The organism is Halovenus rubra, from assembly GCF_026586665.1.
Lineage (GTDB): Archaea > Halobacteriota > Halobacteria > Halobacteriales > Haloarculaceae > Halovenus > Halovenus rubra.
On record NZ_JAODIY010000004.1, the window covers coordinates 214,172 to 238,672 of the forward strand.

The following is a 24,501-nucleotide window of genomic DNA, read 5'->3' on the forward strand; positions in this document are numbered from 1 at the left end:
ACAACTCGTCTTGTCTGTGGCTGTCTTAGATATGGCTATTGCTGGTCGAGATACGTATCTTTAATACTGTCTCGGCTCACCCCTCACTAAGAGCATGTGGGTTCGTTCGCAGTATACGAGTGAATTAGCAGTACTCGCAGCCTGGGTTTCGTTACTTGTTCCTTGGAACGTTGCGTACCAAGGAGACGCTCCGGCTGGCGGAACAGTCTACTTTTTCCGGTTTGCACTGGTCGAACTCCAGTTCCGTCAACCGGGCGTTCTTGATATAGGCGGCAGCTCTATCAAGGCAACGCAGCCGCTGGATGCGACGTACTCCGGATCAGAACTTGCCACATCGCTGTTTGCCACTACACCGGTCGGCTCAGCGACGTTCTACGAGGGAACACTTGGGCTGGCGAGCATCCTCTGGCTGCTAGCAGCACTTGTTTTCTTAATCGCATTCGCGTTCAGCCTCGCACTGTATCTTAGAACTGCACAGACAATTGCACGATTACCGGTTAGCGAGGTCCGACTGATGGGAGCACTACTGGGAGTTGGGACTCTCGGAGTCGGCGCTTCCTCAGTCTTTCAGTTCCTCGAACGAGATACAGTTGGGATGCCAATTCCCATTGGCGTCTTCATCGTCGGAGTCCTCTCGGTCGTCTTGCTACTGACAAAGCAAGTGCCTGACGCTGACGCGTCGTAGCGGCTGCAGTTCGCCAGGGCTCCTCTCAGAGTGGATAACTCCTGTCTGAAACGAGTTCCAGTTGGGTGGATACGGTACCTACCGAAGACCGCATATGGGGTGGAACTGAACTCTCATCTGCTCTGAGCCAAGCAACAGATCACTATTTGGCTGCTGCTGCACTTTCACAGAGGGAGGTCCATTGCCCTTCTTCTTCGAGAAACTGCTGGAGTTCGTCAGCGTACTCACCAACGAGTGCAGACGCTGCCTGGAGAGTTTCTTCATCGGATTGGCCGCTATCATCGTTCCCGCCAAGGAAACCACGAATCTTACCCAACAGCCCGTCACCACTTCCGCCCTGAGACTGTTGTTGACCCATCGGTGCGCCGCCCATTCCTTGTGGGACGTTATCGAGTTCTGGGATGATATGTTCGACCTGGTCTGTTTTGGCGACAAGTTCGGCCGACTCTGGCTGCTCTGGGTTGTCGATGTCGAACTCGACTGCAGTCATAATAAGGCCCCATTGCTGGTTGGTAAACTCTGAGGTGCGAATTCGGTCGTCGAAACGTTTGTCGACCTGCATGCGCGCACCTGCAAGCCTGTCGCGCCACTGATTACTCATACCCTGCCCTACAAGCGGTATCCCTATCAGCGTTTCCAAAAAATGGGGTTGGTTTACAGGTCTGCGCTGTCGGTGACCGTAATATCCGCCTGCAGTTCCTCTCGGAGTGCGGCGTGGACGTGACAAATGTCCTCTGCACGGGCAACGACGTCGTCGACGGAGTCACCAAGGTCCGACTCAACGTGAATGTCGAATGAAATACTGGACAAGTCGTCACCGTCGTCGAGTTCAGCAGCGGATTCGACCGTGATTGTGCCAACATCGTCGAATCCTTCTTTATCGGCCCCGACACGGAATGCAGGGATGAAACAGGACGCATAATCAGCGACCAATACTGCGTTCGGGTTCGGGCCGTCCTCATCTGTGGCGTCGACAACGAGGTCCCAGTCTCCGACGACACTCTCAGTTGTGTACCCTTCTTCACACGTGCTCGTGACGTTAATATCTGACATCACTTCCTGTTCGACCCGGGGAATGAAAACCTTGGTTATCGCCTCAGTACTTGCGGGGAAATAAGCGCTGTCCGTTAGCTGGACGGCAACTGCTTGCTACAGTTCGAACGTTTCGTCGCCGTCGAGTACAACCGACTCGGTGTCGGGTGCATGTGCCTGAATGTGACGCTCGAACTCTTCGGTATCGATTTCGATTGGCGGGAACGAATCGTAGTGCATCGGAACCGCGTACTCAGCGTCAACCCAGCCAGCAGCGATAGCCGCTTGCCGCGGCCCCATGGTGAAGTGGTCACCTGCCGGCAGTGCTGCTACATCGGGTTCGAGATACGGCCCGATGACGTCTTTCATTTCGCTCATTAGGGCAGTATCGCCGGCGTGATAGAATGTCTTTGACTCGTTTTCGCTTACCTGTGCTGGCTCTGTATCCGAGATAACGAACCCTGCTGGCATCCCACCGGAGAACTCGTACTCCGTCATGAGGCCGTTTGTATGGTCTGCACGGTGCATCGTGACGTATGCGTCACCCAGCTCTAGCGTTCCACCGAGATTGAAGCCGACGGTGTTCGCTTCGTCGATATCGAACTCGTCAACGACGAAGTTGGCAAGTTCCGGCGTCGCGGCAACTGTCGCATCTCTGAACTCGCCTACATCCGCAATGTGGTCGGCGTGTCCGTGTGTCAACAGCACGTAGTCAGGGGTGAGTTCTGTCGGCTTTGTCTCTGTGTTGGGGTTGTCAAAAAACGGGTCGATCAGCAGACTGGTCGTCCCCAGTTCGACGTGCCACGTTGAGTGGCCATGCCAGGTAAGATCCATACCAGTTCATGTTACTCACGACTGTTACTTAAACAATGAGGAGTCAGTCACCGTTGACACTGACCGCTCACTGACACAGCGTTACTGAGCCGCTGCAATCCACTGTTCTATCTGTCTATTAATCCCCCAGAACAGAATAGTCACCATGACGATAATAGCGAGGGTTATCACTCCACCGAAGTAAATATCGTTTTCTGCCGGCAGGCCAACCAGCACAATCAGGCCGCCAGCGAGCACCATCTCGATCCCGCAACGAACGCCCGGAATCAAGAAATCTGGCTTGTCGTCGGATACGCTCGTATTTGCTCCGTCTGTGCGAGATTGCTCCGTTGCCATAGCCGTCTTTTTGTTGGCCCTGCTCTAGTATCTTCGCCACCGATTTGGCGACGCTTGGTATACGGTCATCGAGCTGTGAAACCGAAATCAAAGCGTCGGCAACACGAGATTTTGTTCGGTTGCTCCCGGTCATTTATTATTGTCGCGTCCTTCCCTTTGGTATGGAACAGACGGGCATGTCTCGTCGTCATCTTCTCGCCGGTGTGGGATCATTGTTGTCGGCAAGTGTGGCTGGGTGTGTGCTTCAAGCACCCGAAGAAATCCCTTCTACTGAGTCTGAAAGCACTGATAGAAATCTTGGAGAGTTTCCCGAAACCTCCGATACGCCGGAGGGGACAATCGAAAAGCCATCCACTGAGGGCGCTCAATCAGAAGTGTACGATGCAGTCATTGATTCGGTTGCCGGTGTCGAGATTCAGACGCCCCAGGGTCCTGCAGGCGGGACCGCTTGGGTCTACAACGACTCCTATCTTGTCACAAACGAACACGTTGTTAGCTTCGACGTCCCTCCGTACGTTCGGTTTCCGGACGCCGGGTGGCGTGAAGCTTCTGTGGTCGGCACTGATATCCACAGTGACCTCGCTGTTATCGAGGTGACAAACAAACCGGAGAATGCCACACCGCTCCCCCTCGTCGAAGAGCCACAGGCCGTTGGTACGCCGGTGGCTGCTGTTGGCAACCCATTTAATCTGGCTGGCTCTCTTACCACCGGTGTAATTAGTGGCCTTGACCGGAACATTCGGCCTCGCGGGCAGCCGTATAGTATTGCCGACGGTATCCAGTTTGATGCGGCAGTCAACCCCGGTAATAGCGGTGGGCCACTGGTCACCTACGGCGGTGACGTGGTCGGTGTAGTCAGTGCGGGACAGCGACAGGCACAGAATATTGGCTTTGCTATTTCGGCCGCGATGGTACAAAATGTCGTCCCCGCACTCATTGCTGACGGCGAGTACGAGCACTCACATATGGGTATCCAACTATACGATGTTCGGCCACCAATTATTAAAGCGAATGACCTCCCTGTTACGTGGGGGGTCTACATCGATGACACACTCCCCGGCGGCCCGTCAGATGGCATCCTTGAAGGGACGACCGAAACACAAAGTGTCGACGGGAGAGATGTCCCTGTCGGTGGCGATGTCATCGTCCGTATGGGAGACTGGGCAATACCAAGTCAGGAGCGACTCTCGGCGTTTCTCGCCCTGGAAACCGACCCCGGAGACACGATTGAGATCGAAATCATTCGTAATGCCGAGCGCGAGACTATCTCCCTGACTCTTGGAGCTCGTCCGGATGACAACGACACCACACCCTGACCCAAAGCCGACCTGTTTTATACGCTGTCGACTGATACACCTCGTGTGTCAGCCGACCGCCCAGATGACTGTGGCCGTGACCGCTCAGTGACGCCGCCACGGAGTGCACGCCTCGTCCTTCTTTTTGGGATTCTCTCTGGGTGTCTGAGCGTCGTTGCTGTTCCCCTTGTCGCACCCGAGCAGTTCATGCTCGCCTCTGATGTCTACTATTATGCAGCAGACGCGTTGCTCTCTGGGGGTGATATCTACAATGTGGCCCCGCCGGATAGAAGCGGTTATCACTACATCTATCCGCCGGTTATCATCTTCGTGTTTGTGCCACATGTCTTTCTTGGTGGTCCCGGAGCCGCGTTCGCCGTCCAGACCGTATTGAACACTGGCTTTGCCGTGGGTATCGCCGTGTTCCTCTGGCGCGCACTTTCACGACGGAATGTGGCTCTCACATGGATTGACTGGCTGTTGCTGACCGGTTTTGGGCTTTTTTCTTCTTACAGTGCGATTACGGTGGTTAACGGACAAGTGACACTCTGGCTTGGATTTGCGGTTGCAGCTGGCCTCGATGCTCTTGACCGGGACCGTGACGCCGTCGCAGGTATTGCCTTTGCGGGGGCCGCATTGGTCAAAGTGTTCCCCGCAGTGCTTGGTCTCTGGTTGCTCCGCCGTCGGTCATACCGGGCCGTCGTGGCTGCTGTGGTGTTTGGCTTCGCTGGCATACTTGTGGGAATCTTCGCGTTGGGGCCAGATGTAACTGAGACCTACTTTACCGAGGTACTCACGGGACGGTACGACGGGTTCGACGGCGCTCCGGAGCCAGCAGCAACCAGAGGCGGGGCCCAGCGGCAGGTAGCGGCGATTTTCGGTATCGGTCCGCCGTATGTAACGCCGCTTGCTGCAGTCGTTCTTGGGCCGATTCTGGGATATCTCTATCTCGATGTTGGAACCGACAACAAAAAGAACGCAACCGTGCTTGGGACGGTGTTGGTCGCACTGCTGTTTTTTCCCCTCCAGCGACTCTACATGGTCTTATTTATCGTGCCACTCGTGGTCCTTCTCTACCGACTGCCATCTGGTCGCCCGCGACAACTGCTGGTCGTCGGGACGCTTGTCTCAACAGTGCGTGTTAGCTTTCCTGTTGTCGAGACGGCTGTGCGTGGACTGGGAGTTGCTGGCCCACTTGAGTCGGCGCTGTTAGCTGTTGGGCATCGATTTTACGAGGTTATTCTGTTCCCGACGCTTGGCATGTGGCTGTTGCTTTTGGGCTGTGTGTTTGTTCACGTTGACCTGTGACGCTCGGTCCACAGCCAGTGTGGTCTCACTATTCGCTTGAGAGAAGCGTCGCCACTGGTCAGCAATTCGAATCGGGAGAACTGCACACGCTGTCAGTCGAAAACCCGAAACTCAGATATCGCTTTCGAAGTCCTCAAGCGAGTAGGCAGGCTTGGCACCGCGGCGGTCCAGCGTTTCGTTGGCAAGCAGCCAGTAGACCACAGACAGTGCTTTGCGACCCTTGTTGTTGGTTGGGACCACGAGATCAACGTTGCTCGTGGTGTTGTTGGAGTCACACATGGCAATCACTGGGATGCCAACCGTAATGGCTTCCTTGACAGCCTGTGCGTCCCCGATTGGGTCAGTTACAACGACTACGTCGGGCTCGATGTAGCCATCGTATTTGGGGTTCGTCAGTGTGCCGGGGATGAACCGACCGGTCCAGGCGCGTGCGCCCACTGCCTCGGCAAACTTCTCAGCCGGGAACCGACCGTACTGGCGCGACGATGTAACCAGAATCTGCTCTGGCTCGTAGTTCGCGAGGAAGTCCGCAGCCGTCCGAATACGGCTGTCAGTCATCGCGACGTCAAGGACGTAGAGTCCGTCGGTCCTGACCCGGTGGATGAACCGTTCCATGTCCGAGGTCTTCTGTTGAGTCCCGATGTGAACACCGGAGCCCAGATAGTCCTCGACAGGAATGAGGAGGTCAGCATCCTCGTCGGACATGACATCCTCGTCAAGCGTGCTTTCGTTATCCGACGCTTCGTCGTCAACTGGTTCTGCCTCAGCCTCGTCGGCTTCGGCGGGTGGTTCCGCTTCCGTCTCGGCCTCGGCAGCCTGCTCCTCGGTCGTCCCGTCTGTTTCGGGGTCGACGTTGGCGTCGGACTCCTCGAGACCGTCGTTATCGTTTCCGCTCATGCGTTATGTTCAATTCTGATGAGTTCGTTCAGCTTTGCCGTCCGCTCGCCGCCGACAACGCCTGTCTTGATGAACGGGGCGTCAGTAGCGACAGCGAGGTGTGCAATCGTCGTATCTTCCGTCTCTCCGCTCCGGTGTGAAATAACCGGCTCGTACCCGTTCCGTCGGGCAAGTTCAACTGCGTCGACCGTCTCTGAGAGCGTCCCAATCTGGTTGGGCTTAATCAGAATGCTGTTTGCAGCCCCCATTTCGGTACCGCGTTCGAGGCGTTCGACGTTGGTCACGAACAGGTCGTCACCACAGATGTGGGTCCCCTGGCCGACGCGCTCTGTCAGGGTGACATAGCCCTCGAAGTCGTCTTCGTCAAGGGGATCCTCGACGTAGATCAGGTTATATTCCTCGATGAGCTCTGTGATGTAGTCGATTTGCTCGCCGGTATCACGAGTCTGCTCACCGTAGCGGTAGACCTCTTTGTCGGCATCGTACAACTCCGCGGCGGCTACGTCCAGTCCGAGCCGGATTTCGAAGCCGACATCGTCTTCGACAGTCTCGATTGCTGCCGACACGATGTCGAACGCACTCCCGTCGTCGACTGATGGTGCCCATGCACCTTCGTCGCCTTTCCCACAGGAAAGTCCCTGCTCGTCGAGTTGGTCCCGTACTGCGCTGTGGACGGCTGCGTTGGCGAAGATTGCCTCCTCAACCGATGGAGCGCCGACGGGCGCAGCGAGGAACTCCTGGATATGTGTGGCATCTGCAGCGTGTTCGCCGCCGCCCACAACGTTGCCAAGCGGCGTAGGGAAGGTATCCCCGCGGAACGTGCCACCAAGATGCTGGAATAGTGGTGCACCGAGTACGTCGGCGGCTGCCTTGGCACCAGCCATCGAGATGGCGACTGCACTGTTGGCACCAATATGCGAGAAGTCGTCAGTGCTATCGGCAGCACGGAGCGCGTTGTCGATATCTCGCTGATTGCCGGCATAGACCTCTCCGACAAGACGAGGAATCGCTCGCTCGCGTGCGCCGGCGATTGCCTCACCGACAGGCAACTCAATTGCTTCGTACTCTCCGGTACTTGCTCCGGATGGCGCCTTTGCACGCCCGAAGCCGCCGCTTTCCGTTCGAACGTCAGCCTCGACAGTCGGGTTACCGCGTGAGTCGAGTACCCGCCGCAGGCGGACGTCCGTGACGAGCGTCACGCACGGTCACCTCGCCGCACAGTGAATGGCAACACACCCTCGTCGTACTCCTGAGCAGCGATGAGAATTGGCTCTCGCTGGTCGGTTTCGACGAGTACCGGTGCGCCGTAGGCTACCTGTAGGGCTCGTGCGCCGATGATTCGCGCCTTCTCGTAGCGATTATCTGGTTTCGACATACTATTGATATGGTGCGACGATGTCGACGAGGTCCTTGTGCGAGACAAGCATCCGTCGACAGCAGTGTCGTTCGATGCCCAGTTCGTCGAGGACCTTTTCGGGGTCTTCTGGCTCGTCAGCTTCTTTCGTGCGATGCTTAAACTCTTCCCAGTGCTCACCGACGACGGTCCCGCACGTGAAACACCGGACTGGTACCATCATGGCTGTATCACCGGTAAGATTTCTGGTAGCGGGCACGAGCGCCCGGGCCGCCCCATTTCTTGGCCTCACGCTGTCGGACATCGTTGACCAGTAGCGACCGGTCGAACTCCATGAATGCATCGCGCAACTCTGCGTCGTTCGTGTACTGGACGAGTCCGCGGGCAATTGCCGTTCGTGCGGCGTCAGCCTGCCCCATCACACCACCGCCTTCGACGGTGATGTCGATGTCGACCTCCTCGCGCAGCGGGTCGTCGATAACGCGGAACGGTTCCAGAATCTTCAGTTGGGCCGACTCTGGGTCGTACAACTCGACCGGTCGGGCGTTGATGCGGACCTTGCCGGTCCCCTCCCGAACGGTCGCTCGCGCGATTGCCGTCTTCTTCTTGCCTGATGTGTTCGTTACCATGTTACGTTTGCTCCGAGTGATTCGCTAATGTCTCCCAGTGAGACAAACTTGATGTTCGAAAGCCTGTCCAGGGATGTTCCGTCAAGCACGTTCGCTTCCATGTCTCCCTCGTAGGGGTTGCCGACGTAGATGCGGACGTTCTCGAAGGCCTCACGGCCTCGCGTGCTCTTGTACGGCAGCATTCCTCGCACTGCTCGCTTGAAGATTCGGTCCGGTCGCTTCGGATAGTATGGACCGCGGTCCGACCCAAGCTCGCGGCGCTTGGTGTAAGTTCCCATAATGTCGTCCTCGTTGCCGGTGATGACAGCCTGTTCGGCGTTGACCACTGCAACGGTCTGACCGTCAAGCGTCTTTTCGGCAACCTGTGAGGCGACACGACCCATGATACAGTCACGGGCGTCAACGACGATATCTGCATCAAACTCTGCGATGCTCATCGAATCACCCGTACGTTCGAGGCTTCCGGATTCTGTTCAAGTATCTGTTCGAGTTCCATAGTCTCACCGACCTGGTCGATTTTGGTCTTCGCAGTGCCCGAAAAGTCGACAGCGGCGACGGCTACCTCTTTGTTGAGGGAACCGCTGCCGAGGACTTTTCCCGGCACGACGACTGTTTCATCCTCCTGAGCGTACCGCTCGATGCGGCCCAGGTTGACTTCTGCGTGCGTCCGCCGCGGCTTCTCCAGTCGCTCGGCGACGTCGCTCCAGACGTCGCTGCCGGAGTTCCGGGCAGCCGACTTCAGGTCGGCGATGAGACTCTTAAGTCTCGGGTTTGTCTTGCTCATAACCTACCTCCTAAAAAATGCAGGGAGCAGGATTTGAACCTGCGGACCCCTACGGGACAGCGCCCTGAACGCTGCGCCGTTGGCCTGACTTGGCTATCCCTGCGTGCGTATACTGGTTGTTGTGACCCCCACAAACCCCTTTCGGTCCGTCGGTCAGCGCCGCTCTCCGGCGTGACCAATGGTGCCAGCACGCGCTCTCCGCGCCCGGCTGCCGTCGTACGGTGGGGGTGTCCAATCATTGCTATAGTGCGACTGCGTCTTTGAGTTCGTTGGCGCGTGATCCGAGTGTGTTAGCGGCTAGCTCCACGAGTTCATCCGCAGTGAGCGAGCCGTCCGTCTCGACGTCGAAAACAAACGCATCCGGAACGTCTTTGACTGTCACTTCTTTCCCGGGATACCGGTTCGTGAGGTCGTTCTCGAACTCACCGGTCGGAACGAGATCGCCGTTTTCGGGTGTTCCGTCACCAGTCTCAGCAGCGTGTTCGGCTTCCTGCTCTTCGAGGACGCCCCGAAGAATGTGTGGCTCTCCGTCGTCGAACTCGCTTTTCTCACCGACAACTTCGACAGTCTGGAGATGACGGTAGCCCACAGCAACGCCACCCTGATGTTTGGCGTGTTCGTTGCCAACATCGAGAACCGCGTCGGCCTCAATCTCTAGTCGCTGCCCGTCTTTGAGGTCGATAATCGGGATGTTATCGTCGGCGACAGTGACTGACCCATCTCCTGGGACGAGATCGCCTGAATATGCGGTCTCGGGCCCCGATACGTCGAGCGAGAGGGTCACTTCGTCACCAATTTCAAACTCGTTTGGTGGCGTCTTTAGCGGGACCAGTCCAAGTCGGAGACCGATCTGCTCGTCGAACATTACGCTCGAGTTCTCGATGAAACGAACGGTGTCGATACTGAGCGTCGGCACGTCTGCGATCATTGCCCGGCGAATGCCGTTGGCAAACGCTGGCGTTACCGAACGGACAACGAATCGTGCGTTTCGTTCGCTACGTTCGACGAACTGGACCTCGTATTCGGACATGATTAGAAGCCCGCGTTCTTTGGACCGCGTGTCCCGTCGTGTGGAATCGGCGTCACGTCTTCGATACGACCGATTTCGAGTCCGGCACGAGCGAGTGCTTTAATTGTCGCCTGCGCACCCGGTCCGGGGTTTGTCTGCTGGTTTCCGCCTGGACCACGAACGCGGACGTGGACGCCTTCGACGCCCTGATTTCGTACGTCTTCGGCGACTTCTTCTGCCATCTGCATAGCGGCGTATGGCGAAGCTTCGTCACGGTTCTGCTTGACGACCGTTCCGCCGCTGGACTTGGCCAGCGTTTCTGCGCCGGTCTGGTCCGTGATGGTGATGATAGTGTTATTGAACGATGCGTGCACGTGGGCGATGCCCCAGATACTTTCTTCCTCTGGCATTTATTGGTCCTCCGCTCGTTCGGGGTGGAGTTCGTCACTCAGCGCTGAACTCTCGTCGAAGGCGACAGAGTGCTCCTCGTCGGCGTCAACCTTGTACGACGGCCGCTGAACGCGTGCACCGTTGACGGTGATATGGCCGTGCGAGATGAACTGTCGAGCCTGGCCGACGCTGTTGGCCAGTCCGTTCCGGTAAACAACCGTCTGAAGACGGCGCTCCAGAATATCGGTCACTTCCAACGATAGCACGTCCGCCAGCGACTCCTGCTCGTCAAGAATGTCGAGGCGCTGGAGGCGGGCCACGAACTCGGAGCGCTCGGCTTCGGCTTGACTCTCGTCGCCGCCGGTTGCCCCGAGTGCGTCTCGGGCTTCACGTCGGTACTGGCGCAGTTCGGACTCGGCGCGCCAAAGCTCTTCTTTGTTTTTGAGTCCGTACTTCCCAAGAAGGCCGGATTCCTCGGCGATACGTTCTTCCTGATACGGATGATTCGGTGTTTCGTAGAACGTTGTGTTAGTTCCGAGTGCCATTATTCCTCACCTACGTCGTCCTCTGCGGCTTCCTCCTTGATGGCTTCGACGTTGACACCGATGGTGCCCTCAGTACGACCCGTCGACTTGGTACGCTGACCGCGTACTTTCTGGCCGCGCTTGTGTCGAACCCCTCTGTAGGAGTCGATCATTTTCATTCGGTTGATGTCTTGTCGTCGTGTCAGACCGAGTTCACTGCCGATTTCGTGGGTGGTCTCGCCGCCAAAGAAGTCGTTCCGGTGGTTTGTGAGCCACTCGGGTACTTCTTCTTCGAACCCTTCCACAGTATCGACAATGTCGTCGATAGTGTCATCTTCGAGTGCGCCGAACGTAGCGGTACGGTCGACACCTACTTGATCAGCAATCACTCGTGCTGCACGATGTCCGATACCCTTGAGATCTGTCAGGGACCGCTCTATCGACTTGGTCCCGTCGAGGTCGGCTTGGCCGATGCGAACGAAGTAGCGAATGTCATCGTCTTCGCCATCCTCGCCCGCGTTGTCTGGTTGTTCTTCACTCATGTGTGAGTCGTTGTGATGCACGTCGTGGCGGGGATTCGAACCCCGGAGGCATGACGCCACATGGTTAGCAACCATGCGCCTTGGGCCACTTGGCTACCACGACACGCGAAACTCGCGCTTAGCTGCCTTGTACTTGCGCCCATCGACTGGACTCGGGGTCCAACACCCCTACACGATTCTACTACACTCTCTTCCCCGGGAGTATATAAACACAACGAAACGGCTGTCTCTTTTCATCGAATTCTCTCTGATTGGGTGGACAATCCCACGGACCTCTCGCAACTGCTGTAAGACGGCAGTCATCCACACGAAAAGCCAACTCACCCGACTGCTTTTAAGTGATTAGCAGCAAATAGTAACGTAGTGACACGGACGATTCAGCTGCTACATGTCGACGATGACCCCGATTTCACCGAGCTGACAGCTGAGTTTATCCGACGCAAGTACGACGCGTTCAATATAATTCAGGCTATCGACGCCGAAGAGGGGCTGTCGAAGCTACAAAATGAGACAATCGATTGTATTGTCAGCGACTACAAGTTACCCGGGATGGACGGTGTCGCGTTTCTCAAGAAGGTGATGCAACGAAGCCCAGACATTCCATTTATCCTGTTCACTGGCAAAGGAAGCGAAGCCATAGCAAGTGAAGCAATTTCCGCAGGAGCGACCGACTATTTCCGGAAAGAACGGATAGAGAGCCAGTATGAACTGCTTGCAAACCGAGTCCTGAATGCAGTCAGTGCGACCGACGCCCGCAAACGGGTCAAAAGTCGAACACAGGAGTACCGTATGCTGGTTGAAGAGGCTCCTGTGCCGATGCTTGTCGTCGACACAAACCATACGATACGGTATGTAAACGCCCACGCCGCCGAGGTGGCCGGAGCAGACACCGAGAGTGAACTGCTTGATCTGGACATCGGCATGTTTCTCCCCGCAAACGACGACTCAGCCCGTTCACAGCTCGATACGGTCCTACAAGAGCGTACGCCGGTTGAGTTCACAGCCTACGAGTTCATGGACCTGCAAGGAAACACGCGCCATGGACGCGGGACAGTTGTCCCCGTTACGTTTGACGAAGAGCGCGCTGCGCAGCTCGTCATCTCGGATTTGACCGAAGAGAAACGTCAAGAACAGCGCGCCAAGCAGCGTCACAACCAGATTACACAACTTCACCAAGTCGGGTTTGATATCGCCGGTTCCAAGAGCAAACAACAGGTGTACAAACTAGTCGTCGACGCTGCCGAACGAATTCTTGACCTTGATCTTTGCATTGTTGACAGCGTTATCGATGATTCGCTCGTGGTTGAAGCTACATCGACGGAGCTGACCGAGTATGAGGCGTCACCGCTGGGTGAAGCCGGAATCGCCGGAACCGCCTTCAAGTCCGGTGACTCGTATCTCGTCAACGACAGCCACGAACACCCAGAGACACGGCCAGTTGGCGATTATCGTTCGGTGATAACAGTCCCAATGGGCGATATCGGTGTCTTCCAAGCAACCGCTCGTGAGGTTGGTGTATTCGACGAACGTGACCTCGAACTCGTCGAGTTACTCGTTGGGCACGCAACACAGACACTCGTCAGAATCGAACAGCAAGAACGACTCCGCGAGCAACGCGACCAGCTTCGTCTCGAAAACAAACGTCTCGACCAGTTTGCGAGCATCGTCAGCCACGACATTCGGAACCCACTGAATGTGGCACAGCTCCGGCTTGAGCTTGCGATGGACGAGTATGACAGCGACCATCTTGATGCTGTCGCACGCTCTGTCGACCGGATGGAGACATTGACTGACGAATTGCTCGCACTCGCACGCATGGGCGATGCGGTAACTGAACAGACTGCCATTGACCTTGGCAGTGTGACAAACGACTGCTGGCTCAATGTCGATACTGGTGGAGCAACAGTTACTGTCTCGGATGGACCACCGATTTTGGCTGCTGAGACACGGCTTCAACAACTTCTGGAGAATCTATTGCGTAATGCTGTCGAACACGGTGGCGAAGACGTGACAGTACGTGTCGGATTTCTCGAAGACGCCGAAGGGTTTTACGTCGAGGATAATGGCAAAGGAATGACCGCTTCCGTGAGAGAACAGGCACTCGAATCCGGATTTTCGACACAGGATGGTGGTACTGGATTCGGACTCGCAATCGTTGTCCGTGCAGCCGAAGCACACGGTTGGGAGGTTACGCTCGACGAGAGCACGTCCGGCGGCGCTCGGTTCGAGTTCACCGGTGTCGAGTTCGCTTAGACCGCATAGAAATCCTTTTCGCTGGACCACCCCGAATGCCAGCTATGACAGACGAGGACAAAATACGAGGGGCGCTTCAGTCGGTTGAGGACCCACTGCTGGGAGACGACATCGAATCCCTTGGACTGGTGACCGAGATCGATATTGACGACGAGGCTGAGACAATTGACGTGACATTGGGTCTTGGCGCACCGTACTCCCCATCAGAGACGAGTATTGCTGGTCGCGTTCGGGATGTTTTAGATGAGTACGGCTACGACGTTGAACTGACTGCGTCAGTCGACCGGGGTGTTGACCCTGAGGAAACAGTGTTACCCAACGTCAAGAATATCATTGCCGTCGCCTCCGGGAAAGGCGGTGTCGGAAAAAGTACGGTCGCCGCGAATCTTGCGGTCGGGTTGGGAGACCTTGGTGCTCGTGTGGGGCTTTTCGATGCCGACGTGTACGGTCCGAACGTCCCGCAGATGATGGGCTCTGACGACCAGCCACAAGCCACCGAGGAAGAAGAGATTGTCCCGCCAGTTGTCCATGACGTTGAGATTATGAGCATGGAGTACCTGCTCGACGAGAGTGCGCCGGCCATCTGGCGAGGACCGATGGTTCATAAAGTCCTCACACAGCTCTGGGAAGATGTCCAGTGGGGACGAGGCGGTAACCTGGATTACATGGTTGTTGACCTTCCACCGGGAACAGGTGACACACAGTTGACGATGCTTCAGAGCATCCCTGTCTCCGGCGCGGTCATCGTTACGACGCCACAGTCGGTCGCACTTGACGACGCAGAGCGTGGGATGGAGATGTTTGCTGAACACGAGACACCCGTTCTTGGCATCGCGGAGAATATGGCGACGTTCGCCTGTCCAGACTGTGGCGGTCGGCACGATATCTTTGGCTCGGGTGGCGGGGAAGAATTTGCTGAGGAGACAGATATGCCCTTCTTGGGGTCGATTCCCCTCGACCCTGCGGTACGGACAGCCGACCAACCAATCGTCCTCGAAGACGACGAGACAGCGGATGCTGTGCAGGCGTTTGTCGAGAAGGCAGTTGATATGCAAGGCGTCGTCCACCGACGCCGAGAAAGCTCGAGCTAGTTCTGTGGCTCGATATAAACAATCTTTACGCGTTTGTCAACCGCTTGGAGCTCTGTTTCTATCTGTCTGATATCTTCGTCCAGAGCTGCCGTGTCAAGTGATCCGTCGAACTCCACGTCAGCAGTTACGAGAACCTCACCGCTCCCGATGAACATGCTACGGAAATCTTCGATGCCAGTAACAGTACTGTGACCACTGATAGCGTCTTTGAGCGAATCTTCGGCTGCTTCTGGAAGACTTTCACCAAGAATGAGTCGTTTGTTCTCGATAGCGAGAAAGACGGCAAATATCATTAGCAAAATGCCGATGACAACTGCACCAAGCGAATCGTACACCGGATTTTCGGTGAGACGAGTGGCAATGATGCCGCCAAGAGCAACGAGCAGTCCGACGAGTGCGACAGTGTCTTCGGTAAACGCGGTCAAGGTGGTAAGATCGCTGGTCCGACTGAAGGTCTCACGATAACCTGACCAACCGTGGGTTTCCATCTGTTCTTTTAGTTCTGCTCGCGCTTTCAGGAAGGCGTAGGTTTCGAACGCGACTGCACCTAGAAGAATAGCAACGACCACCCAGAACGGTTCTATGGGAAGCTGGATATCAATCGTGAACCCAAGGAACTCGGCCTCACCGGCTTCCATCTCATGGCCGCCCGCCTGTAGCTCAGCGATGCCATGTTTTAGGCTCTCCCAGCCAGCAACACCGAACAACAGTACCGAGACGAGAAACGCAAAGAAAAATTGCGCCTTTCCGTAGCCAAAGGGATGGACGCGTGATGCACCCCGTTGGCTGTGTTTGATGCCGATTAATAACAACACCTGGTTGCCAGTGTCTGAAATAGAGTGATACGTCTCGGCTAGCATCGAGGGGCTGCCGGTCAGCAGAAAGCCAATGAATTTGAGAATGGCGATACCACCGTTCGCTATCATCGCTGCGATGACGACACCCGTACTTCCGCCTGCCATACCACATTTCCAGAGGGCGGTCACTAACACCTTTCGACACGAACAACGCTCGCAATGTTGTCAGAAAATAAACTATATATGGCAGACGGCTCAGAGTTGGCAGTTCACAATAGAACGAAATGGTTTTCGTTCGTCCACACACACCATTTTTTAACGAGCTGTTCCCATGCGATTTACACACGCAGTCAATCGGCGGAGGTGGAAGGCCGGTGCCGGATAACCGTCTGCTGGTTCCAGTTGCGGAGTCGTCGACACTTCGGCAAACTGTGGAGTACGCGGTCAGGACCGCACTCGAAGGCACTGGTTCCGGATACCTGGAGTTTGTCTACGTCCACTCGCCTGAAGTCTCAGACGAGCGACTCGGTGACCAAGCCGAGGCGAATATCGAGACAGTCACGGCCCTGTTGGACCGAATTACGGTCTGGGCTGAAGAAGACGCGGGCGACAACAGTAAAGAGCTGACAGTCGAGTCGACACATGTCGGAAGAGACAGATACCTGTTCAGCCCCGGCGATGTCGGCACTGCGCTGGCCGCGGTGGCCAATCGTAATGATATCGAGCGGATGGTGCTCGATCCGGAGTACAACCCCGGTGTCGGCTCGCCACTGCTCCGCCCGCTTGAGGTCGAGCTTACTCGACTTACCGACGTCCCTGTTGAGGAGGCACCCGTCCAGCGACAGGTCCGTCGTCCGCCGTTGCTCTTGCGGTCATCCTCGATTCAGGCCGGAGCGCTGTTTTTTGTCTCGTTTATGTTCTATCAAGTGCTTGCCGGAACATTTGGGCTGTTTGACCTCGTTACAGGGGCCATCTCTGGGACAATTGTTGCAGTCAGTCTCTCCCGTATCACGTTCAACCACGACCCATCAGTCAGCTGGATTGGACGCCTCGCTCGGTTTGTTGTTTTTGTTCCCTACCTGTTCTGGGAAATCCTCAAGGCCAACGTACTGGTCGCGAAAGTGATACTCCAGCCGGGCCTTCCGATTGAGCCACGGCTCACGCGCGTCGATACGGCTGTCTGGGGAAGTCTTCCGGTCACAACACTTGCCAACAGCATTACGCTCACACCGGGGACACTCACTGTCCGGGTTGAGGGCCGCTCACTGATGGTGCACACCCTTGTTCCTGGCGCACGAGAAGACCTGTTCGACGGCGGACTCGAACGAGCTGTTCGGTTCGTGTTTTATGGTCGAAATGCGATGAGCATGCCGACGCCTCGTGAACGAGACGATACGACAATCTTGCAGCCACGAGACGAATCAAAATCGCTTGAGTCGGATGGTGGACCGCACTCCAGTGGCAAGACTGCTGGTGAGTCGGGAGGTGATGAGCAATGATGCCGATTCTTTTCCTCAGCGGTGACGCTATGACAGACGTGTTCCTGCTGGCTGCGGCGGTGTTTATGTTACTCGCAACAGCGATGCTCTATCGGGTAATCAAGGGACCGTCTACACAGGACCGCGTGCTCGCGGTGAACGTCCTCGGGACGAACACTGTGGTCGTTTTGGCGTTGCTCGGTGCTGGACTCGACGTGCCTTCGTTACTCGACATCGCGCTTGTGTATGCGTTATTGAACTTCTTGATGTCGGTTGCAATTTCGAAGTTTACCGTTGAACAGGGTGGTGTCCTATGATTGAAGCTGCCCGTGATGGTGCCATTGTCGCCTTCGTGTTACTTGGCCTGTTCTTTACGTTCGTCTCGACGGCTGGTGTGCTTCGACTCCCAGATATTTATTCCAGAGCACACACTGCCTCACAGGCCGACACCCTCGGTGCCGGGTTTACCCTCGCTGCCGTCGCACTTGCAATTGGCTTCGAAACTGGTTCGTACAAGACGGTCCTGTTGTTGTTCTTTATTTTCATCACCAACCCGACCGCAGCACACGCGATTTCTCGGGCTGCAGAGGAACAGGGCATCGAACCGTGGACAACTGATGACGACCAGACTGACGAGGAACTCTACCGTGATTCAAAACTCGAAACTGACGGAGGTGACAACGAATGATATCAGCCTTCGAGGCAGCACTGTTCGTGTTCGTTTTGACGACTGCGCTGGCGACCGCACTCCTGCGAGATATACTCGCAGTTATCATCGTATTTGCGGCGTACAGCCTGGGGATGGCATTGTTCTATGCCTTCCTGCTTGCTCCCGACGTGGCGATGACAGAGGCGGCTATCGGTGCCGGCGTGACGACACTCCTGTTGTTGCTGGCGCTGGTCAAAACGAGTCGCCCGGATCTGGACTACTGGCTGGAGCGACCGAACATCTCGGCACTCGTCGTTTTCGGCGCGTTGCTGGTCGTTATCATCTCGACACTGGGCGAGTTCCCTGCGGTCGGGACTGCAGACGCTCCGATCTGGGAGAACCCTGCCGTGACACAGTACTACATCGAAAACGCCTACAGCGATACTCACGTGACCAATGCGGTCACGTCAGTGCTAGCTGGCTACCGTGGGTTCGACACCTTCGGCGAGGCAGTTGTTGTCTTTGCTGCTGGTATCGCAACACTGCTTGTCCTTCACAGGGAGGTGTTTACCCGTGAGTAGCGCCGACTCCTCCAGTGGTGATTCACTCGGGGATGCCACATCAACCTATATCGAGAGCCAGGTCATTATGGTCACCGTCCGGGTTATTGCGCCGTTCTCGCTCACTTACGGACTGTTCTTGATGTTCCATGGCTCCGGGTCGCCCGGTGGAAGTTTCCAAGGCGGTGCAATTATCGGTGCAACAGTGCTGATGATTGCGTTCGCGTTCGGTATCGAACCGACCCGTGACTGGATTCAGAACCGAACGCTGGTTGCACTCGCAACAGGTGGTGTCACTACTTTTGCGATGATTGGGCTCATCCCACTCGCCCTCGGTGGCAACTTCCTCGAATACGAGATGTACAAAGAAGAGTTTGGTATCAAGGCCAAGTGGGGACTGGAGGCTATCGAAATCGGCGGCGTCGCACCGATAGTTGCCAGTGTCGTTGTGGGGTTGTTCTTCCTCCTTGCTGCCGGAACAATGCAGGACTCCGTTTCCGAGGAGGTGTCTGGCGATGAGTAGCGGTTTCGTCGCCGCTGTGGCGGGTTTCTCCACTACGCCGCTCGTGACGGAGCTGTTGACGACTCGCTACACGTACGTGCTGTTTGCAATCCTGCTGGTGGTCGGGCTGTACATGGTTGTTGCCAGCTCGAATCTCGTGAAGAAGATTATCGGACTAAATCTGTTCCAGTCCGCAATCTTCCTGTTTTTCGTCTCGACAGCCTATCTACGCGAGTTCAAGGGGGAATCCGGGCAGGTGCCGATTATCCCCAAGAAAGCGGCTGCTTACGACCCCTATGCCAGCCCGCTCCCACAGGTTATCGTCTTGACCGCAATTGTTGTCGGTGTGGCACTGACTGCGGTTGCCTTGGCACTCATCGTTCGAATCTACGGAGAGTACGGAACACTCGACGAAGAGACGCTTCGGGAGGTGCGGGCCGATGACTGAGGAAGCGCTCCCAGCACTGTTGATTGCAGTCCCGATACTCGGTGCGACCCTTCCACTCGCCCTCGGACTTGTCCGCCAGCGAATTGGCTGGTGGGTCGCGACGCTCGTTCTCGCTGTCGAGGCAGCAATGGCTTCTTGGATTGCGTACGCGGTTTATATCGGTGGTGACCGGATCACACACATTCTGGGTGGTGAAACCTTTGGTCGCAAGGAGGTAACTGTCGGCTCGTTCGATACAGAAGGGTTTATTGTCGGTATCGAACTTGTCGCTGATGCGCTTTCGGGCCTACTCGTGGCGCTCATCGCGTTTGTCTCTCTTGGTGTGCTCGCCTACGCGCGGCGAGCGGGACCGCGACAGAACACGTTCTATAGTGCGTACCTTCTACTGACTGGGGGGTTAATGGGTCTCGTCCTCACAGGCGACCTGTTCAACATGTTCGTCTTCCTCGAAATTGTGGGGCTAATGACCTACGCACTCGTTGCCAGCGACCGCTCGGCGGCATCAGCTGTCGCGGCGCTGAAGTATCTGGTCATCGGGACGACCGGCGCGTCGATGTATCTCGTCGGTGTTGGTTATCTGTTTGTCCGGACTGGGACACTCAACATGGTTGACACCTCACGCGTACTCGCAGGTGAGCCTGAATGGCTTGAAGTGACGGGAGCGCTTTACACGGAGCCGCTGGTTGTCGCAAGCTTTGGCTTCATCGCTGTTGGACTGGCGACCAAGACTGCTATCTTCCCGCTCCATACGTGGCAGCCGGGTGCGTACTCCGAAGCGCCAGATTCGGTGACGGTCCTCATCTCCGCGCTCGTCTCGACGACCAGTGCCTACGCACTCGCTCGCATCACATGGGTCGTTTTCACACCCGAGTTCTTCGCTGTGAATGTCAAAGCAACAGAGGCCATCCTCGTATTGGCCGCTTTGAGTGTCGTCATCGGTAGCGTTCTGGCTGCGATGCAACAGCGAGTCAAGCGAGTGTTTGCGTATTCGTCGGTTGCACAGTTCGGTCTCATCGCGATGGCTATCGGTATCAGTGTCCACCCAGCAGCGACGGATACAGCGACGCGCTTTGCGGTGTACGGCGTTGTTATCCATCTCATCGGCCACGCTGTCATCAAGGGTGGGCTGTTCGCGACTGTCGGTGCAATAAAAAAGAGCACCGGTGCACGGTCTATTGATGAATATGCTGGTCTTGCCACGGAGCGGCCAGTTCTCTCTGGGACGCTTGCTGTCCTTGGGTTCAGTCTCATCGGTGTCCCACCGATGATTGGCTTTGTTGGCAAGTGGTATATCGGGTTAGCCGCCGTCAAGGCAGAACTCTGGCCGCTCGTTTTCGTCATCTTCGCCAGTACCCTCTTGACGCTTTTGTACGTCGCAAGGTTGCTGGAGAAACTGTATTTCACCCCCCTCTCCGAGACCACCGACACTGCCCAGGAGCCAGCAGTTGCCACGGACGGCCGTGGCTCGGTTTCCTTTGGCATGGTTGCACTGGCCGTTACTGCTGCCGTTCTCGCCGTTGGACTCGGGTTCATGGGCGCTGAACTGACCGACGCTATCGATCCACTCGTCGATGCAATCCAAGAATCATCGCCGGAGGTACACCAATGACAGAAGCAGTCGTCACTGATATTCGACCACTGGCCGCCGTGCTCGTCTCGGCAGTCTCGGTCGTGTTGATTGTCGCGTCGCATCGCTACCCGAATATCCGCGAGTCGTGGTCGATACTTGCAGCGCTTACGAAGTTCGGCCTCATCGCGAGCATGGTCCCCGGCGTACTCGACGGGACCGAATATGAAGCGTCACTCGGTGAGTTTGTCTACGGTATTGAGTTCGCTCTGAAGGCTGACGCGCTTGGCATGATATTTGCGCTACTGGCCAGCTTTCTCTGGATTTTCACAGCCTTCTACGCGGCGGGATATATGCGTGGCCTCGACGAGGGAAACCAGACCCGCTTTTTCGCCGCCTTTGCTGCCAGCCTTTCGGCAGCCGTCGGTATCGCGTTCGCGCGCAATCTACTGACAATTTTTGTCTTCTACGAACTTCTCTCGGTCGCTACGTATCCGCTCGTCGCCCACGACGGAAGTAAAGAAGCTAGAGTGGCGGGTCGGAAGTACCTCGCGTACACGTTCTTTGGCGGCGGGTTGCTCGTCTTGGGTGGCACTGCACTAGTGTTTGCCATGGCTGGAACGACAGAGTTTGGGGCAACTGCTACGCATCTCGCCGACTCCAACGCCGCCCTCGCTCGGGCAGCGTTCGGTCTGCTCGCAGCCGGGTTCGGCGTCAAAGCTGCCCTGATGCCGGTTCACTCCTGGCTGCCTGACGCGATGGTCGCGCCGACGCCTGTTTCGGGTCTCCTCCACGCCGTGGCAGTCGTCAAAAGCGGTGTCTTCGGTATCGCACGCCTCGTTTTGGAGGTATACGAGCCACAACTTGTCGGTGATCTCGGTGTCGGCATCGTGCTTGCTATTGTTGCCGCAATCACGCTCACGGTGGCGAGCATCATTGCGCTTCGCGCTGACCGTCTCAAGCGTCGGCTAGCGTACTCGACGATCAGCCAACTCTCGTATATCGTGCTTGGTTTGGGACTTGTCGGGCCTGCTGCTGTTGCGGGTGCAGGCCTTGAAAATGTCATCAAGGGTGGACTGCTCCATATCCCAGCTCACGCGTTTATGAAACTCACCCTCTTTTTCTGTGCGGGGATTATCCACGTCGAAACCCACACGGACTACATCAGCGAGATGGACGGTATCGGCAAGCGGATGCCACTGACGATGACAGCGTTTGGCATCGCTGCAGCAGGAATGGCCGGTATTCCGCTGGTCGCTGGGTTCGTCAGTAAGTGGTTTATCCTTATCGGCGCTGTTCAGGCGAGCCAGTCCGCATTTGCTGTTGTCTTACTCATCTCTGGTGTCCTCAACATCGCGTACTTCTGGCCTATCGTCTACGGCGCGTTCTTCGAGTCCTACGACAGTGCCGACTCGAAGCCACTCGTCGAGGGGCCACTTGGGGGCCACAGCCCAAAGCAGGCTGCAACCGACGGTGGCTCCGAACAGGACCCGGGCGGCGACGCTGAGTCCCACGACACGCACGTTGAGGAGGGTCACCATGGTGGCCCCGGTGACGGCGGCTGGGACCGCGTTGGCTGGACTGGTGATGAGGGGTCATGGCTCATGCTTGGGCCGATACTGCTCATTGCCGCCGGTGCTGTCGTTCTTGGTATCGTGCCCGACGCCGCTGTGTTCCTCCAACTTATCGAAGATGTCGCTCAGGGGGTGATGGCCTAATGGTGCTCGAATCTATCCCGCCGTTTGCTATTGTGTTAATTGCCGCAGTTCTTGTGCCCGTTTTGCCCCGGCGTCTTGGGCACGCTATTGGCGTTCTCGCGACTGGGAGCGTCGCCGCTATCTCGTTGGTTATCGACGAGGGAACACACCTCTCTGGGTTCGAACTGTTTGGCACCTTCGACGTGGTCATTTACAACGTCGACCAGTTTTCGCGACTGATGGGCCTCATCTTCGGGTTCATCGCGGCGGTTGCGGTGCTGTACTCTTATGCTAGTGACGCTGACAGCATCCAGACGGCGTTTGCGCTGTCGTACGTTGGAGTTAGTCTCGGAACCGTCTATGCCGGTGACTGGCTAACGCTCATTTTCTTCTGGGAGCTGATGGCTGTCACGAGCACGCTGCTTGTCTGGCACTACGGTGGCGACGCAGTCCGGTCCGGGTTCCGTTACGCTATGCTTCACGGTATCGGTGGCAGCCTCTTCCTTGCTGCTATCGTCTGGCATTACGCTAACGTCGGGGCGGTTGCATTCACTGGAAACGGCATTACCGGCACCGTCCCTGCGACACTTGCCGCAATCGGTATCGGAGTCAACGTTGGCTTTGTTGGGCTACACGCCTGGTTGCCCGATACTTATCCGAGTCCACATCTCGCTGCGAGTGTGTTTCTCTGTGTCTACACAACCAAAACAGGAGTCTATGGCATGTATCGCGCGTTCCCTGACGGTCATATCTGGATTGCGTACATGGGCGGTGCGATGGCCGTCTTTGGTGCGTTTGCGGCGCTGCTCCAGTCAGATATGCGTCGGCTTCTCTCCTATCACATTCAGTCTCAGGTTGGGTATATGATTGCTGGCGTCGGTCTTGCTGGTGGAGCCATCGGTCACGGTGGTCATGACAAGTATTACGACGTCCTCGCGGCGGCAGGGACGTTTGGACACGTGTTCAACCACATCCTTTACAAGGGATTGTTGTTCATGACTGTCGGTGTCATCATCTACCGGACAGGACAGGAGAGTCTCGATAACATCGGCGGCTTGGGTCGGAAAATGCCGATTACTGCTATTACGTTTACAATCGCGGCGCTGTCCATTGCTGGCTTCCCCGGATTCAACGGCTTCGTCTCGAAGGGGATGATTATTGGTGCGGCCCACAAGAAACATCTGGATATTCTCTGGTATCTCCTCTTGCTTGGCGGCGTCGGAACGTTCCTCTCGTTTATCAAGCTGGGCTATTTTGCTTTCATCGAAGGAAGCTACGACGGAGTGGTCAAAGACGCAAATATCGGCCAGAGTGTGTCGATGGTCTCTGTTGCGGGACTTTGTGTTCTGTTTGGTCTCCGGCCAACGCTTCTCTTTGAGCTATTGCCATTCCAGGGGCAGTACGAGTACACTACCTACACAGCCTCACACATTACTGAAGGGCTAGTGTTGGCTGGTGCGGGTGCAATTGGCTTTGCCGTGTTGCGGGGGCCGCTCCATCATATTGGGAGAGTCCCGGATATCGATTCCCTGTACAACCGGGGATTCTTCTACGGTGGACGAGTCCTGATTGTGGCCGTTACCGAGTTGTATGCTTTCGTTGACCGGGTTGCGGTCGGGCTGGTCCGTAACAGCTACTGGGTTGGAGCCAATCCGACGTTGGCTGTGGCCCGAACTGCCCGGTATCTCCCCCAATCAGTTCGGCCGTCTTGGGATGACGAACAACCACAGGCTGACGGCGGTGCACCCCCGCGGCTGTATCTCCGCGCTGGTATCGGAACCTCTGTTCTGTTGTTAGCAACTGTGTTGACCATCGTGTTGCTCGTCGTGCTGTAGGACGG

General features: G+C 56.4%; 30 protein-coding genes and 2 tRNA genes. 14 read left to right on the forward strand and 18 right to left on the reverse strand.

Annotation, left to right across the window (positions count from 1 at the left end; translation table 11 throughout):
• Positions 1-94: 94 nt before the first annotated feature.
• Positions 95-685 carry a DUF7549 family protein gene (locus N5098_RS03345; protein ID WP_267636280.1) on the forward strand — a complete coding sequence of 197 codons (591 nt, stop codon included), beginning with the start codon at positions 95-97 and terminating at the stop codon, positions 683-685.
• Between the two features lie 142 nt (positions 686-827).
• Here the strand turns inward: N5098_RS03345 and N5098_RS03350 are convergent, their stop codons facing one another.
• From N5098_RS03350 to N5098_RS03365, 4 genes are all read right to left on the reverse strand, one after another.
• Positions 828-1,286 carry a DUF5799 family protein gene (locus N5098_RS03350; RefSeq protein WP_267636281.1) on the reverse strand — a complete coding sequence of 153 codons (459 nt, stop codon included), beginning with the start codon at positions 1,284-1,286 and terminating at the stop codon, positions 828-830.
• A gap of 53 nt (positions 1,287-1,339) precedes the next feature.
• Positions 1,340-1,738, reverse strand: coding sequence for an OsmC family protein (locus N5098_RS03355; RefSeq protein WP_267636282.1), 399 nt, complete (start codon positions 1,736-1,738; stop codon positions 1,340-1,342).
• A 96-nt stretch (positions 1,739-1,834) separates the two neighbouring features.
• Complete coding sequence (locus N5098_RS03360; protein WP_267636283.1) at positions 1,835-2,551, reverse strand: metal-dependent hydrolase; 717 nt, start codon at positions 2,549-2,551, stop codon at positions 1,835-1,837.
• Between the two features lie 81 nt (positions 2,552-2,632).
• Positions 2,633-2,887 (reverse strand): hypothetical protein, encoded by a 255-nt coding sequence (locus tag N5098_RS03365; protein WP_267636284.1) that lies wholly within the window; start codon positions 2,885-2,887, stop codon positions 2,633-2,635.
• Between the two features lie 161 nt (positions 2,888-3,048).
• On the opposite strand from N5098_RS03365, the gene N5098_RS03370 reads away from it, so the two are divergent.
• Positions 3,049-4,203, forward strand: a complete 1,155-nt coding sequence (locus N5098_RS03370; RefSeq protein WP_267636285.1) for a S1C family serine protease — start codon at positions 3,049-3,051, stop codon at positions 4,201-4,203.
• A 45-nt stretch (positions 4,204-4,248) separates the two neighbouring features.
• A complete protein-coding gene (locus tag N5098_RS03375) occupies positions 4,249-5,490 on the forward strand; it encodes a glycosyltransferase family 87 protein (protein WP_267636286.1) in 1,242 nt (413 codons plus the stop codon).
• 111 nt (positions 5,491-5,601) lie between these two features.
• Here N5098_RS03375 and rpsB read toward each other — a convergent pair whose 3' ends face one another.
• From rpsB to N5098_RS03440, 13 genes are all read right to left on the reverse strand, one after another.
• The gene (gene rpsB / locus N5098_RS03380; RefSeq protein WP_267636287.1) at positions 5,602-6,387 is read right to left on the reverse strand and encodes a 30S ribosomal protein S2; all 786 of its coding nucleotides are present in this window, start codon (positions 6,385-6,387) and stop codon (positions 5,602-5,604) included.
• Positions 6,384-7,586, reverse strand: a complete 1,203-nt coding sequence (gene eno, locus N5098_RS03385; RefSeq protein WP_267636288.1) for a phosphopyruvate hydratase — start codon at positions 7,584-7,586, stop codon at positions 6,384-6,386. Before eno ends, rpsB begins: the two co-directional genes overlap by 4 nt.
• Complete coding sequence (locus tag N5098_RS03390) at positions 7,583-7,762, reverse strand: DNA-directed RNA polymerase subunit K (protein WP_267636289.1); 180 nt, start codon at positions 7,760-7,762, stop codon at positions 7,583-7,585. Before N5098_RS03390 ends, eno begins: the two co-directional genes overlap by 4 nt.
• Before the next feature lies 1 nt (position 7,763).
• Positions 7,764-7,964 carry a DNA-directed RNA polymerase subunit N gene (locus N5098_RS03395; protein ID WP_267636290.1) on the reverse strand — a complete coding sequence of 67 codons (201 nt, stop codon included), beginning with the start codon at positions 7,962-7,964 and terminating at the stop codon, positions 7,764-7,766.
• 7 nt (positions 7,965-7,971) lie between these two features.
• Positions 7,972-8,370, reverse strand: a complete 399-nt coding sequence (locus N5098_RS03400) for a 30S ribosomal protein S9 (RefSeq protein ID WP_267636291.1) — start codon at positions 8,368-8,370, stop codon at positions 7,972-7,974.
• Positions 8,364-8,807, reverse strand: a complete 444-nt coding sequence (locus N5098_RS03405) for a 50S ribosomal protein L13 (protein ID WP_267636292.1) — start codon at positions 8,805-8,807, stop codon at positions 8,364-8,366. Before N5098_RS03405 ends, N5098_RS03400 begins: the two co-directional genes overlap by 7 nt.
• Complete coding sequence (locus N5098_RS03410) at positions 8,804-9,154, reverse strand: 50S ribosomal protein L18e (protein ID WP_267636293.1); 351 nt, start codon at positions 9,152-9,154, stop codon at positions 8,804-8,806. The genes N5098_RS03405 and N5098_RS03410 overlap by 4 nt, the downstream gene beginning before the upstream one ends.
• Before the next feature lie 18 nt (positions 9,155-9,172).
• Positions 9,173-9,257, reverse strand: a tRNA-Leu gene (locus N5098_RS03415).
• A 138-nt stretch (positions 9,258-9,395) separates the two neighbouring features.
• Positions 9,396-10,187 carry a DNA-directed RNA polymerase subunit D gene (locus N5098_RS03420; RefSeq protein ID WP_267636522.1) on the reverse strand — a complete coding sequence of 264 codons (792 nt, stop codon included), beginning with the start codon at positions 10,185-10,187 and terminating at the stop codon, positions 9,396-9,398.
• Positions 10,187-10,573 carry a 30S ribosomal protein S11 gene (locus tag N5098_RS03425; RefSeq protein ID WP_267636294.1) on the reverse strand — a complete coding sequence of 129 codons (387 nt, stop codon included), beginning with the start codon at positions 10,571-10,573 and terminating at the stop codon, positions 10,187-10,189. The genes N5098_RS03420 and N5098_RS03425 overlap by 1 nt, the downstream gene beginning before the upstream one ends.
• Positions 10,574-11,098: a 30S ribosomal protein S4 gene (locus N5098_RS03430; protein WP_267636295.1), complete on the reverse strand. Its 525-nt coding sequence runs from the start codon at positions 11,096-11,098 to the stop codon at positions 10,574-10,576. It lies immediately after the preceding gene.
• Positions 11,098-11,619, reverse strand: a complete 522-nt coding sequence (locus N5098_RS03435) for a 30S ribosomal protein S13 (RefSeq protein ID WP_267636296.1) — start codon at positions 11,617-11,619, stop codon at positions 11,098-11,100. The genes N5098_RS03430 and N5098_RS03435 overlap by 1 nt, the downstream gene beginning before the upstream one ends.
• A 20-nt stretch (positions 11,620-11,639) precedes the next feature.
• Positions 11,640-11,722, reverse strand: a tRNA-Ser gene (locus tag N5098_RS03440).
• A gap of 260 nt (positions 11,723-11,982) precedes the next feature.
• Between N5098_RS03440 and N5098_RS03445 the strand changes: the two genes are divergently transcribed.
• Together N5098_RS03445 and N5098_RS03450 are read left to right on the forward strand one after the other, a co-directional pair.
• Positions 11,983-13,872 carry a hybrid sensor histidine kinase/response regulator gene (locus N5098_RS03445; protein WP_267636297.1) on the forward strand — a complete coding sequence of 630 codons (1,890 nt, stop codon included), beginning with the start codon at positions 11,983-11,985 and terminating at the stop codon, positions 13,870-13,872.
• A 44-nt stretch (positions 13,873-13,916) separates the two neighbouring features.
• The gene (locus tag N5098_RS03450) at positions 13,917-14,963 is read left to right on the forward strand and encodes an Mrp/NBP35 family ATP-binding protein (protein WP_267636298.1); all 1,047 of its coding nucleotides are present in this window, start codon (positions 13,917-13,919) and stop codon (positions 14,961-14,963) included.
• On the opposite strand, the gene N5098_RS03455 is transcribed toward N5098_RS03450, so the two are convergent.
• The gene (locus N5098_RS03455; protein WP_267636299.1) at positions 14,960-15,925 is read right to left on the reverse strand and encodes a cation diffusion facilitator family transporter; all 966 of its coding nucleotides are present in this window, start codon (positions 15,923-15,925) and stop codon (positions 14,960-14,962) included. The two genes, N5098_RS03450 and N5098_RS03455, sit on opposite strands and share 4 nt — an antisense overlap.
• 209 nt (positions 15,926-16,134) lie before the next feature.
• Here N5098_RS03455 and N5098_RS03460 point away from each other — a divergent pair, with 209 nt between their 5' ends.
• The 9 genes from N5098_RS03460 to N5098_RS03500 are packed head-to-tail and all read left to right on the forward strand — an operon-like array spanning position 16,135 to position 24,496.
• Positions 16,135-17,259, forward strand: coding sequence for a monovalent cation/H+ antiporter subunit E (locus N5098_RS03460; RefSeq protein ID WP_267636300.1), 1,125 nt, complete (start codon positions 16,135-16,137; stop codon positions 17,257-17,259).
• Positions 17,256-17,555, forward strand: coding sequence for a monovalent cation/H+ antiporter complex subunit F (locus N5098_RS03465; protein WP_368407988.1), 300 nt, complete (start codon positions 17,256-17,258; stop codon positions 17,553-17,555). Before N5098_RS03460 ends, N5098_RS03465 begins: the two co-directional genes overlap by 4 nt.
• Entirely contained in the window at positions 17,552-17,926 is a 375-nt protein-coding gene (mnhG, locus tag N5098_RS03470) for a monovalent cation/H(+) antiporter subunit G (protein WP_267636301.1), read from the forward strand. The genes N5098_RS03465 and mnhG overlap by 4 nt, the downstream gene beginning before the upstream one ends.
• Positions 17,926-18,468, forward strand: a complete 543-nt coding sequence (locus N5098_RS03475) for a DUF4040 domain-containing protein (RefSeq protein WP_382230595.1) — start codon at positions 17,926-17,928, stop codon at positions 18,466-18,468. The genes mnhG and N5098_RS03475 overlap by 1 nt, the downstream gene beginning before the upstream one ends.
• Entirely contained in the window at positions 18,461-18,970 is a 510-nt protein-coding gene (locus tag N5098_RS03480; protein ID WP_267636303.1) for an MnhB domain-containing protein, read from the forward strand. Before N5098_RS03475 ends, N5098_RS03480 begins: the two co-directional genes overlap by 8 nt.
• A 43-nt stretch (positions 18,971-19,013) precedes the next feature.
• Positions 19,014-19,397 carry a cation:proton antiporter subunit C gene (locus N5098_RS03485; protein WP_368407991.1) on the forward strand — a complete coding sequence of 128 codons (384 nt, stop codon included), beginning with the start codon at positions 19,014-19,016 and terminating at the stop codon, positions 19,395-19,397.
• On the forward strand, positions 19,390-21,006 hold the full coding sequence (locus N5098_RS03490) for a proton-conducting transporter transmembrane domain-containing protein (protein WP_267636305.1): 1,617 nt from the start codon (positions 19,390-19,392) through the stop codon (positions 21,004-21,006). Before N5098_RS03485 ends, N5098_RS03490 begins: the two co-directional genes overlap by 8 nt.
• Positions 21,003-22,682 carry a proton-conducting transporter transmembrane domain-containing protein gene (locus N5098_RS03495; protein ID WP_267636306.1) on the forward strand — a complete coding sequence of 560 codons (1,680 nt, stop codon included), beginning with the start codon at positions 21,003-21,005 and terminating at the stop codon, positions 22,680-22,682. Before N5098_RS03490 ends, N5098_RS03495 begins: the two co-directional genes overlap by 4 nt.
• Positions 22,682-24,496 (forward strand): Na(+)/H(+) antiporter subunit D, encoded by a 1,815-nt coding sequence (locus tag N5098_RS03500; protein ID WP_267636307.1) that lies wholly within the window; start codon positions 22,682-22,684, stop codon positions 24,494-24,496. Before N5098_RS03495 ends, N5098_RS03500 begins: the two co-directional genes overlap by 1 nt.
• Positions 24,497-24,501: the final 5 nt, after the last annotated feature.